This window comes from Steroidobacter agaridevorans (genome assembly GCF_009932555.1).
In the GTDB taxonomy this organism is placed as follows: Bacteria; Pseudomonadota; Gammaproteobacteria; order Steroidobacterales; family Steroidobacteraceae; genus Steroidobacter; species Steroidobacter agaridevorans.
The window spans coordinates 467,245-477,906 of the sequence record NZ_BLJO01000002.1 but is presented as its reverse complement, the minus strand read 5'-3'; the positions used below and the strand labels follow the sequence as shown (position 1 = coordinate 477,906).

Annotated in this window: 8 protein-coding genes and 1 riboswitch; of the genes, 5 read left to right on the top strand and 3 right to left on the bottom strand. The window is 63.2% G+C overall.

Annotated elements, in window-relative coordinates; translation table 11 throughout:
- Positions 1-450: 450 nt before the first annotated feature.
- Entirely contained in the window at positions 451-1,710 is a 1,260-nt protein-coding gene (locus tag GYH35_RS08945) for a serine hydroxymethyltransferase (RefSeq protein WP_161828403.1), read from the bottom strand.
- Positions 1,711-1,733: 23 nt separating this feature from the next.
- Positions 1,734-1,826, bottom strand: a riboswitch (ZMP/ZTP riboswitch).
- A 138-nt stretch (positions 1,827-1,964) separates the two neighbouring features.
- On the opposite strand from GYH35_RS08945, the gene GYH35_RS08940 reads away from it, so the two are divergent.
- From GYH35_RS08940 to GYH35_RS08925, 4 genes are all read left to right on the top strand, one after another.
- Positions 1,965-2,834: a MaoC/PaaZ C-terminal domain-containing protein gene (locus GYH35_RS08940; RefSeq protein WP_161814913.1), complete on the top strand. Its 870-nt coding sequence runs from the start codon at positions 1,965-1,967 to the stop codon at positions 2,832-2,834.
- 25 nt (positions 2,835-2,859) lie between these two features.
- A complete protein-coding gene (locus GYH35_RS08935; protein ID WP_161828206.1) occupies positions 2,860-3,663 on the top strand; it encodes an SAM hydrolase/SAM-dependent halogenase family protein in 804 nt (267 codons plus the stop codon).
- A gap of 163 nt (positions 3,664-3,826) precedes the next feature.
- Complete coding sequence (locus GYH35_RS08930; RefSeq protein ID WP_161814915.1) at positions 3,827-4,045, top strand: hypothetical protein; 219 nt, start codon at positions 3,827-3,829, stop codon at positions 4,043-4,045.
- A 139-nt stretch (positions 4,046-4,184) separates the two neighbouring features.
- Positions 4,185-6,803: a bifunctional aspartate kinase/diaminopimelate decarboxylase gene (locus GYH35_RS08925; RefSeq protein WP_202624178.1), complete on the top strand. Its 2,619-nt coding sequence runs from the start codon at positions 4,185-4,187 to the stop codon at positions 6,801-6,803.
- On the opposite strand, the gene GYH35_RS08920 is transcribed toward GYH35_RS08925, so the two are convergent.
- Together GYH35_RS08920 and GYH35_RS08915 are read right to left on the bottom strand one after the other, a co-directional pair.
- The gene (locus tag GYH35_RS08920; protein ID WP_161828205.1) at positions 6,804-9,302 is read right to left on the bottom strand and encodes a serine/threonine-protein kinase; all 2,499 of its coding nucleotides are present in this window, start codon (positions 9,300-9,302) and stop codon (positions 6,804-6,806) included. It lies immediately after the preceding gene.
- A 194-nt stretch (positions 9,303-9,496) separates the two neighbouring features.
- The gene (locus tag GYH35_RS08915) at positions 9,497-10,024 is read right to left on the bottom strand and encodes an EF-hand domain-containing protein (RefSeq protein ID WP_161814918.1); all 528 of its coding nucleotides are present in this window, start codon (positions 10,022-10,024) and stop codon (positions 9,497-9,499) included.
- 154 nt (positions 10,025-10,178) lie between these two features.
- On the opposite strand from GYH35_RS08915, the gene GYH35_RS08910 reads away from it, so the two are divergent.
- On the top strand, positions 10,179-10,592 hold the full coding sequence (locus GYH35_RS08910; protein ID WP_161814919.1) for a CopL family metal-binding regulatory protein: 414 nt from the start codon (positions 10,179-10,181) through the stop codon (positions 10,590-10,592).
- The last annotated feature ends 70 nt before the right edge of the window (positions 10,593-10,662 follow it).

The window sequence follows — 10,662 nt, the reverse complement described above, 5'->3', positions numbered from 1 at the left end:
GCATCTTCGAGCTGGGGAAAGGTGGGGGTCTCGGGAAGTTCGCAACCACGGTGACTCGGCCACCGCCGCCATTCGAGTAAGCCGTTGCACGTTAGCTGTACAGCTGAGGACGCGCGTTGCAGCTCGCAGCGCGTTAGCGCGCAGCGAGCGACACCTATGGTGAAGCGGCCACTGACCAAATCGTGCGGCAGCCATCGAAGCAAAGTCAGCCGACAGTGAAGACGCTCGCGAGTTTCCCGAGACCCCCACCTACGCCCCAGCTCTGCCGACAGGCTGCGCGCACCGCGACAGCGCTATGCGAAGCGAAGCCCCCTCTCTGCCGAAAGCTGCGCGCAACGCGAGCGGAAGCGCGAAGCTAAGCCCGCCAGGAGTGCGCAAGGGCGTTAGCGCCCGCTGCGACAAAGATAACGCCCGTCAGTCACCAAGCCTGGGGCGCCGATGCGCACGCCATTAGTCGAGGCCCGGCACGGGGAACTGAGCGCAGAGGACTCGAACTTCGTTGTGGATGGCGCGAAGCCTCGCTTCATCCGCCGGCGAACGAAGCGCCTGGACCATCCACGCCGCAACCTGTTTCATCTGCTCCTCTTTCATCCCGCGTGTCGTGAGCGCCGGCGTGCCCAACCGAATGCCGCTGGGCTTCAGCGGTGGGCGCGGATCGTCCGGGATCACTTGTTTGTTCACCGTGAGGCCGGCGAGATCGAGCGCCGTCTCCGCGACGCGGCCGTCGATGTTGAAGGACTGCACCGTGTTGATGACGATCAGATGATTCTCCGTGCCGCCAGTGATGAGTGTGCAGCCCTGACTAACCAGCTCTTCAGCCAGCACACGAGCGTTACGCACCACCTGCGCTGCGTATTCTTTGAAAGCAGGCTCGGCCGCTAGTTTCAATGTCACGGCGATTCCCGCCACGGCGTTCATATGGGGCCCGCCCTGCATGCCCGGAAAAACCGCCGAATCGATCTTCTGCGCGAGCGATGCTTTGCTCAAAATCATGCCGCCGCGAGGGCCGCGAAGGGATTTATGCGTCGTCGTCGTGACGATATCGAAACCCGCGTCGAGCGGATTCGCCAACGCGCCGCCGGCGATCAGGCCGCCAACGTGCGAGACGTCCGCCATACACAACGCACCCACCGCATCGCCAATCGCCCGAAACCGCGCATAGTCGATCTCTCGCGGATACGACGAGTGCCCGCACAGCACGATCTTCGGCTTCACCTGCTTCGCAGTCTCGAGCACGGCGTCGTAGTCGATGTAACCATCCAACCCGACGGTTTTATAGCGAACGAAATTGAAGATGCGCCCCATGCACGACACCGGCGCACCGTGCGTGAGATGGCCACCATGCGAAAGATCCATTGCCAACACAGTGTCACCCGGCGTGAGGCAGGCAAAATACACCGCTTGATTCATCGGCGAGCCGCTGAGCGGCTGCACATTCGCATGCTCGGCGCGAAACAGACGTTTAGCGCGCTCGATGGCGAGTGACTCGATGCGGTCGGTGAATTGCTGCCCGCCGTAGTAGCGGCGCCCCGGATAGCCTTCGGCGTATTTGTTGGCGAACACCGAGCCGTTGGTGGCGTAAACCTCGGGGAAGGCGTAGTTCTCGGACGGAATCAGTTCGAGCCCTTCGCGCTGGCGGCGTTCCTCGCCGAGCACGGCATCGAACACATCGGGATCGGACGATCGCAGCAAGTCGAATGAGATCTGCATGGCGGCGCTCCAGTGATGGGTGGACTTGGTGCCCAGGCGAGCGGCCGCGGCAGGGAGGACCCCTGCACGCATGCTTCCCGATGGTTGTTCCATCTACGCCAGTCACATGCGCGGAGCCGATGCTACGCCAACGTTTTGGATTTCTGCAAGCTGGCACCAAAAGTTATGTGGAGTAACGGCATCGGTCATGGCGCCGCTGGAATGTTTCGGTGACAATCCCCAGGAACGACGAACTGCCGCGTTATGGAGCGACCATGCCGATCGACTATGCCAAGCTGAAGAGCATGCAGTTCGAGCCCCTGCGCCACACTTACACCCGACGCGACACGATGCTGTATGCGCTCGGGTTGGGCGTGGGCGCGGACGATCCGACCGACGCGAGCGATCTCAAATACGTCTACGAGAAAGCGCTGGTCGCGCTGCCGATGCAGGCGGTGACGCTGGCGACCGCGCCGATGCTGCTGGCCGATCCGGCATTCGGCATCAACTACAAAATGTTGCTGCACGCCGAACAGACGCTCACCGTGCACAAGCCATTGCCGACCGAGGGAACGGTGCAGGGCGAGTTCAGCATCGACGAGATTTATGACAAGGGCAAGGCGAAGGGCGCGATCCTGTACATGACGCGCAAGCTCTTCGACAGCGCCACGGGCGATTTGTTGGCCACCATGGGCAACGTGGCGTTCCTGCGCGGCGACGGCGGTTTTGGCGGCAAGAGCGAAGGCGCGCCGAAGCCTCGTGCGGTTCCGGCCGACCGGAGCGCGGATCATTCCATTACGATCAAGAGCCCGCGCAATCAGGCGCTGATCTATCGTTTATCGGGCGACTACAACCCTTTGCACAGCGATCCGGAGATCGCGGCGATCGCCGGCTTCAACCGGCCCATCCTGCATGGGCTGTGTCATTACGGCATGGCGGGGCGCGCCTTGATCAAGACGCTGTGCGGCGACGACCCGTCGCGGCTGTTACAACTCGACACACGCTTCACCAGCCCTGTGTATCCCGGCGAGACATTGCGTGTGGATGTCTGGAACATCGGTGGCGGTGACGCGTCATTCCGAGTGGTCGCCAGCGAACGCAACGTCATCGTGCAAGACTTCGGTCGCTGCGAATATCGCAACTGAACTCTCATACGCTTTCATCGCAATCATGTTCTCAGCCTGCGGCGTCATCACACTCACCACCGACTTCGGTCCGCAAGGGCCCTTCGTTGCGACCATGAAGGGGCGCATTCTGGCGCGGTTGCCGGAGGCGCGGATCGTGGATGTGACCCACGATGTGCCGGTGTACTGGCCGGCCGAGGCGGGCTTCTGGCTGGCGCGGGCCTACAGCTACTTCCCCGAAGGCTCGGTGCACGTGGCCGTGGTCGACCCGGGGGTCGGCACCAAGCGCGACATCGTCGCGGTGGTCGCCAACGGGCATGCGTTCCTCGCGCCCGACAATGGGCTGCTCGCGCCCATCCTGACCAAGGTGCCCGCCGCCAGGATCTACCGGTTCGATGCCGCCCATGCGGGGAGCAAGTTCAAGCTGCCCGCGGCCAGCGCCACCTTCCATGGGCGGGACATTTTTGCGCCCCTGGCGGCGGAAATCGCCGGGCGGCGGGCCGCCCCGGCCGACCTGGGACCGGAAACCCACGACATCGTGCCTTCCTGGGTGGACGAGCCGACGGTGGCCGCCGACCAGGTGGCCGGCGTGGTCATCACCACCGACCATTTCGGCAACCTCATCACCAATATCGACGGCGCTCTGATCGAGTCGTTCCGCCGGCCCATGGTCAAAACCGGCGGCCATAGCTTTGCCCTCAGGCGCACCTATGGGGACGTGAGCCCGGGGGAGTTCCTGGCCCTCGTCAACTCCTTCGGCGTCGTCGAAATCGCCAGGGCGGAGCAGAGCGCGGCGGAGGCGCTGGGTCTGGGGCGGGGGGCGCCGGTCATCGTCAGTAACGGTGCCTGATCTCAGTCCAGCCGGGGCACGCCTGTACCAGGGCGCACGAACTATTTCAATCGCCTGTCCTCCAAGCCATTGAAAACCGCCGCGAGTCGTATATAGTCCGCAGGCTTCCGGCCTTGCCGGTTACCGATGTAGTTGATTTGGCTGGATTTTTCAGGAAAGGCCGATGGAGAGAGACGACGATCACTTCGATATCGATGATGACTTCGTCGCCGAAAGCGACGAGGACTCGAATTACGAGAAGTTCATCGATTCAGGCGCCCGACGCGCCCGACCCAACGCCAACGCCGCGGCGAAAAAAGGCAAAGCAGCCTGGAGCAAACTCGAGGATGTCTTGGCCGACCGGCGCCTGAAGAAAGAACTGAACGATTTCGAAGAAGAATAGTAAGGTGCCGCGCGAGCCAACTGGCTACCGCGCCCCCTGCAGCTGACCCTTCCGGCAAAGCTCTCGAGGCCGGAGACAGGATGGTGCGCGCTGGCCCGCGACCCCAATCCTTTAACTCACACTGAGAAGAGCTCCCAAAATGACGATGGCTGATTCCACGCCCGCGGCGTCGCCGTGGGTGGTGCTCAAGTTCGGCGGTACCAGCGTTTCCTCGGTAGCGAATTGGAAAAACATCGCGGCAGTGGTCCGCGACCGGCTCGCCGAAGGCCTGCGCCCCGTCATTGTCCACTCGGCGCTCTCGGGCATTACCGACCGGCTCGAGCAGTTGCTTGCCGTCTCGCTCGACAGCCACAACACGCTGGGCAACGAAGCGCAGGCGGTGATGAACCAGATCGAGCAGCGCCATCGCGATCTGGCGCGCGACCTCGGCGTCACGCCCAGCCAGGATCTGGAAGAACAGTTCAAACGTCTGCGACAGATCGCTGCCGGCATCGCGCTGGTCGGCGAAGTGAGCGAGCGTCTGCGTGCTCGCGTCATGGCACAGGGCGAGTTGATGGCAACGCGACTCGGCGCTGCATTCCTCGCGTCTCAAGGCTTGGATGTGCAGTGGGTCGATGCCCGCACGGTGCTCAAGGCCGAGCAGCGTCGCAACGCGAATCTGCGCTCGAGCTATCTGTCCGCCACGTGTAACTACGAGCCCGATCTCGAGTTGCAGCGTCGCTGGTCCACGCAGGGCACGGTGTTCATCTCGCAAGGCTTCATCGCGAGCGACGAACAGGGCGATACGGTGCTGCTGGGTCGCGGCGGTTCCGACACGTCGGGCAGCTATTTCGCGGCGAAGTTGGGCGCGCGTCGCCTGGAAATCTGGACCGACGTTCCTGGCATGTTCAGCGCCAATCCGCGCTCCGTGCCGACGGCTCGTTTGCTCCGTGCGCTCGAATACGATGAAGCGCAGGAAATCGCGAGCAGCGGCGCCAAGGTTCTGCATCCCCGCTGCATCATGCCGGTGAAGCAGTACGGCATTCCGCTGTACGTCTACGCGACCCAGACGCCGAAGCTCGAAGGCACCGTCATCACCACGCACGGTGGCAACGTCGCCGCGCAGGTGAAGGCGGTCACGATGAAGAAGAACATCACGCTGGTGTCGATGGAAACCGTCGGCATGTGGCATTCGGTCGGCTTCCTCGCCGATGCCTTCCAGGTGTTCAAGGATCACGGCCTGTCGATCGACCTGGTGTCGACGTCCGAGACCAGTGTCACCGTGTCGCTCGATCCGGCCGCGAATACGCTGGACAAGTCGACGCTCGATGCGCTGATGGTGGATCTCGGCAAGCTGTGCCGCGTCGAAGTCATCGGCCCATGCGCGGCGGTCAGCCTGGTCGGAAGAAACATTCGCGCCATCCTGCACCGGCTGGGCGATGCGCTCGAGCTGTTCGAAGAGCAGAAGATCTATCTGGTGACGCAGGCGGCCAACGATCTCAATATCACTTTCGTGATCGACGAGGGGCAGGGCGATCGCCTGGTCTCGCGGCTGCACGACATCGCGATCCAGAAGATGACCGCCGATCGCGTGCTCGGCCCGACCTGGGAAGAGCTGTACGGTCCGAAGGACAAGGCGGCGATCGACCTGAAGCAGTGGTGGCACGACCGTCGCAACGATCTGATCTCGCTGGGGCGCGAGCACAGCGCCGCCTTCGTTTACGACCGTGCGACGCTCACCGCGAAGGCGAAGGCACTGCGCGCACTGCCGGGCATCGAAGGCGTGTTCTATGCGCTCAAGGCCAACTGGCATCCGGACATTCTCAAGTTGTTTGCCGAGCAGGGCCTGGGTTTCGAGTGCGTGTCGCGCGCCGAAGTCGAGCATGTGATGAAGACGCTGCCGAAGCTGGACAGGCAGAAGATCCTGTTCACGCCGAACTTCGCGCCTCGCGCGGAGTACGAGTGGGGCGTGCAGCAAGGCATCTGGGTGACGCTCGATAACCTGCATCCGCTCAAGGCGTGGCCGGAGGTCTTCAAGGGTCGCGATGTGTTCATTCGCATCGACACGGGCTATGGCCGCGGTCATCACGACAAGGTGCGCACGGCCGGCGTGCACTCCAAGTTCGGCGTGCCGTTGTTCGAAATGGATGAGCTCGAGCGCCTGGTGAAGGCTTCGGGGGCACGAGTTGTCGGTCTGCATGCGCACACCGGCAGCGGCGTGTTCACAGTCGACAATTGGAAGTCGGTGGGCGACACGCTCACTGCGCTCACTCAGCGCTTCAAGGACGTGCGTATCGTCGATCTGGGCGGTGGCTTGGGCGTGCCGGAACGGCTGGGGCAGCAGGGCGTGCAGCTCTCCGAGTTTGGCGAGACGCTGGCCGCACTGAAGGCGGCGCATCCGCAGCTCACGTTGTGGATCGAGCCGGGCCGATATCTGGTCGCCGAGGCTGGCGTGTTGCTCGCCCAGGTGACGCAGCTGAAGGGCAAGGGCGAAGTGAACTACGTCGGCGTGGCGACGGGCATGAACTCACTCATTCGCCCGGCGCTGTACGGCGCGCATCACGAGATCGTGAATCTCACGCGACTGGATGATCTCGCGACCGAGGTGTTCAATGTCGTCGGTCCGATCTGCGAGTCGGGCGATCAGCTGGGCAACGACCGCCTGCTGCCGCCGACGCAGGAAGGCGACGTGCTGTTGATTGCCACCGCCGGCGCCTACGGGCGGGCGATGAGCTCGACCTACAATCTGCGTGAGCCCGCGATCGAAGTGCTGATCTGATCAGCTGAGGGAATCGAGCAGCTGCCTCGCCGCTTCGGTGAGGCGGCGCGCGTCATTGCCGACGACCGGATCTTTGGTGAGGTCGCGCAAGCTTCTGAGGCTGGCCTGCAGATAGGCGGCGGCATCGGCCTGATTGTTCAGCTGTGCGTGCGCCTTGCCGATCCGGAAGTTGGTCTCGCCGGGGAGCATGCGGATCTCGGCAATGTCCGTCGGTTTGGTGGGCCCGGCTTCGGTCACCAGCTGCAGCGCTCGATTCAGATGGATCAGCGCCGTGTCCGGTTGCTTCTTCAGTAAGTAGCTCTCGCCGAGTTGATTGAGTGTATAAGCGACGGCCATCGACGCCTGTTCATTGGCGGGATCCGTGCGCTGGAGATGTTCCAGGCGCTTCCGGGCAAGCTCGATCTTGCCGAGTCCCTCATCGGGCCGGCCGAGACGGTTCTGGTTCTCTCCGATCGCCACCAGCGCGAACGCCGCGCTGCGCAGTGCGCCGGCATCCGCCGGAAAGTCGCGCACGAGCGGCTCGGCAAATTGCGATGCCTGCGAATAATGCAGGAGTGCCGATCGGTAGTCGCCGTTGAGCGCATAGGCGTACCCGATGCGGCCGTGGATCAAGACCATATCGCCGCGGGCGTCGGCGGCGCTCGGGTACTTCGACAGCTGCTGCTCGTAGATCTGGCGCGCTTTGGCGAGGGCTGCGAGCGATCGAGGTAGATCGATCGTGCAAAGATTTGTTCCGAGCAGAACGTGGGCCTTCGCCACGATACGCTGCTCGGTGTCGCCCGCGCCCGGCATGGTGAGGAGCCTGGCGCCAATGGTATTGGCCGACTCGGCCAACGGAATCGCCTCGTCCAGCTTGCTTTGCGCCGCCAGCAGCTCGCTCAATGCGATGTAACTTTGGAGCAGCTGGGACAGGTCGGCCAGGGTGGGGCTGAGCTCGGCGATCTGCTCGCGCAAGTGCAGGGCGCGACGATAGCTCTGCACGGCGCCTTCGGTATTGTTGAGATTGGCGCCGAGATAGTCTCCCTGCACATCCCCGAAGCGCTGATAGGCCTGGGCAAGCTCGCGCTTGAAATCGAGCGAATCCTGGGACTCGCTCTCCAGCGCAGCAATGTGTTTCAGGGAGGTCTCCACCAGCAGCTTGCGTACTTCGGTGGCGCCCGGCAGGTTCACGGCCGCATCGTAGACATCTCGCAAATAGGTGCTGGTCAGCTTCCGCACCTCCGCCAGGTGTCGCTCGGCGCGTGCGCGCTCGTTGCTCGCGACATGTGCCTGCCATGCCGTCGCGACGACGCCGGCTACGATCGCGACGGCAAACAAAATGGTCGCAACCGTGGCGGCTTTGTGGCGCCTCACCAGTTTTCGGGTGCGATATAACGGGCTGCCGGGATGCGCGTGCACTTGAAGTCCGCGCTGATAGCGATGCAGGTCTTCGGAAAGGTGTTCGGCGGAGCCGTAACGATCGTCGGGCTCCTTGGCCAGGGCCTTCATCACGATGGCATCGAGATCGCCGCGCAGACGCATCGCGATCCGACTATAAAACGCGATGTTTCCGTGCCTGGCGGCGACGCTGGGCGGGCGAGGGGGGCGATCCCCCAGCGCCGCGGCGCTTTCCCAACCGAACAGCTCGCCCGGCATTTCGAACGGCAACGCGCCTGCCAGCAATTTATAAAGCAGCACCCCAAGCGAGTACACGTCGCTTGCGGTGGTGATGGATTCGCCGCGGATCTGTTCGGGGCTCGCGTACGCCGGCGTCATCGCCACGACGTTGTTGACGATGGTTTGGGACGCGTCGGCGGAGGCGTTCAGCAGTTTGGCGATGCCGAAGTCCAGCAACTTCAGCACGCCATCCTTGGTCACGAGGATGTTGCCGCCCTTCAAATCGCCGTGAACCATCAAGTGCTGATGGACGTAGTGGACGGTGCCACACAGGGTGCGCACCAGATCGAGGCGTGCCGCGATGTTCAGTCCGCGCTCTTCGCAATACTCATCGATGGGCTGGCCTTCGATGTACTCCATGACCAGATATGGCGCGCCGGTCTCGGTGACGCCGCCATCGAGCAATTGAGCGATGTTCGGATGGCTCAACTCGGCGAGCATCTGGCGCTCGTCGCGCAACCGTTGCAACAGGCCCTGCGTGTCGAGGCCCGGGCGCAGCAGCTTGATGGCCACTTCCTTGTAGTACTGATCGTCGTCGCGCACCGCCTTGTAGACATGGCTCATGCCGCCGCGACCGAGCTCGCTGACGATGCGATAGTTGCCCAAACGCCGACCCTGCCAGTCCCACGGCTCGAACGCTTGGGCGAAGCCGGCGCGCTCTACGGCGGGACGCTCGATGAAGCCGAGACTGCTTTCGTGGGCATCGAGCAGCGAACGTACCTGGGCCAGCAGCTCGATATCGTTGCCGCAGGTCCGGTCGAGAAAGGTCGATCGATCGGCAGTGGGGTGTTCCAATGCCGCGGAAAAGAGATCCTTGATCTGGTGCCAGCGTTCGAGTTGCAAGAGCGAGCCCGGAAGTCGTTTCCGTGTTGTTCAGCGCAGGGGCGGAGAATCGTTATCGGCGGATTGTAACAATCCCGGCGCCGGCGGATACGGGCAAGCTCACAGATCAGCGGGCGCGGGGGCCAGCTGGGAATTGGGCGGGCCGGGCGCTCCGGCGCCCGGTCGACCCAACGTTGGATATTTCCTACAGCGAGCTATTCGTCGCTCGCCGTCATCTCCTTACGTTCACCTTCGCGCATCTCCTGCGCCGTCAATGCTCCGTCACCGTCCTTGTCCATCTTGCCGAACATCTGCTTGGCGCCGGCGTTGTACTCGGCCGCGCTCAGCTTGCCGTCGTTATTGGTGTCCATCTTCGCGATCTTCTGCTCGGAGGACATCTGCTTCGGCATGCTCTTGCCCGTGCCGGTCTCGTCATAGGCCTTCTTGTCGGCCATCTTTTGCTCGTTCGCGCCGCCCTCGGTCCGGGCCGTGGCATGAGCCTTGTCTTTCATCGAGTCATGCATCGCGTCCATTTCGGATGCGGTGACCTGACCGTCCTTGTCGGCGTCCATCTTGGAGAACATTTCCTTGACGCCCGCCGCGTGCTCGGCGGCCGTGATCTTGCCGTCGCCGTCCTTGTCCATCATTTTCATGTGATCGTCTTTGCCACCGCCGGCAACCGCTACCCCACATAGGATGCTGGCGATCGCGACGGGAATGAGTCGTGCAGAGAATGATTTCATGGTGAAGCTCCCAAGCCTCGGGTACTCACTCAACGTAGTACAGATAGGCAAGTTCCAGCGCGGTCACGGGCTGCGTAAGCGCCCGCCGGGGCTGTTTTTCAGGCACCTCCGACGCATTGTCAGAAGGCCTGCCGTGGCATGACCGGGAGTTAATGTGCGCGTCGTTGCGCGCTGCCGCGCCGGCCTGTACTCTCGCGCCGTGCGTAAGTTCTGCTGGCAACGCTGGACGCTGATTTTCCTGCTGATGGCCCGTCTGGTCGTCGGCGAGCTGGGTCATGCGATGCCGGTGGCGGCGATGGCGCCGCTGCAGTCAGCGACGTCCGAAATGGCTGGCGAGCCTGCCTGTGCCGAGCACGAGGCGCCGAAAGCCCATCATTCCGACGATTCCGGTGGCGAGCACGATTGCTGCAAAACCGGTGACTGCGAGTGTCCGTGCCTGCATGTGCCCTGCGCAGCGCTCGGTGCGGTCATCCTGAATCCTGTCTCGGTCGCGTTGCTGCGCGTTCCCTATGGCGCAGAGACCGTTCCTGCTGCGCGTCCCTCCGGATTGTTCCGACCTCCCGCCTGACTCTCTCGATCGATGTTTGCTGAGCGCTCGCTGATGGCGATGGCCGTCCGTGTGCGCACGTCGACGCTTT